The organism is Luteimonas sp. A277 (genome assembly GCF_054052045.1).
The window spans coordinates 1-618 of sequence record NZ_JBSVRG010000031.1 but is presented as its reverse complement, the minus strand read 5'-3'; the positions used below and the strand labels follow the sequence as shown (position 1 = coordinate 618).

Genomic DNA, 618 nt, shown 5'->3' with positions numbered 1-618 from the left:
CTTGGAGTGCACAGCAATGTGCGCGGTAGAGGAGCGTTCCGTAAGCCGCTGAAGGTGGATCGAGAGGTCTGCTGGAGGTATCGGAAGTGCGAATGCTGACATGAGTAACGATAATGCGGGTGAAAAACCCGCACGCCGAAAGTCTAAGGTTTCCTTGCGCAACGTTAATCGGCGCAGGGTGAGTCGGCCCCTAAGGCGAGGCAGAAATGCGTAGTCGATGGGAAGCTGGTTAATATTCCAGCACCTCGCGTAAGTGCGATGGGGGGACGGAGAAGGGTAGGTGTACCGGGCGTTGGTTGTCCCGGGGAAAGGCAGTAGGTTTGGGACTTAGGCAAATCCGGGTCCCTTTAAGACCGAGCACCGAGACGAGCTCATTAGAGCGAAGTCACTGATCCCACGCTTCCAGGAAAATCCTCTAAGCTTCAGCTTACGCAGACCGTACCGTAAACCGACACAGGTAGACAGGATGAGAATTCTCAGGCGCTTGAGAGAACTCGGGTGAAGGAACTAGGCAACATAGCACCGTAACTTCGGGAGAAGGTGCGCCCCTGATGGTGGCTCATGCGAGCTATAGCTGTCGGGGGCCGCAGTGACCAGGCCGCTGCGACTGTTTATCAA

Annotated in this window: 1 rRNA gene; it reads left to right on the top strand. The window is 55.8% G+C overall.

Annotated features, from left to right (window positions below):
* Window positions 1-618: ribosomal RNA gene (locus ACW7G2_RS14040) — 23S ribosomal RNA — on the top strand; the annotation flags it as partial.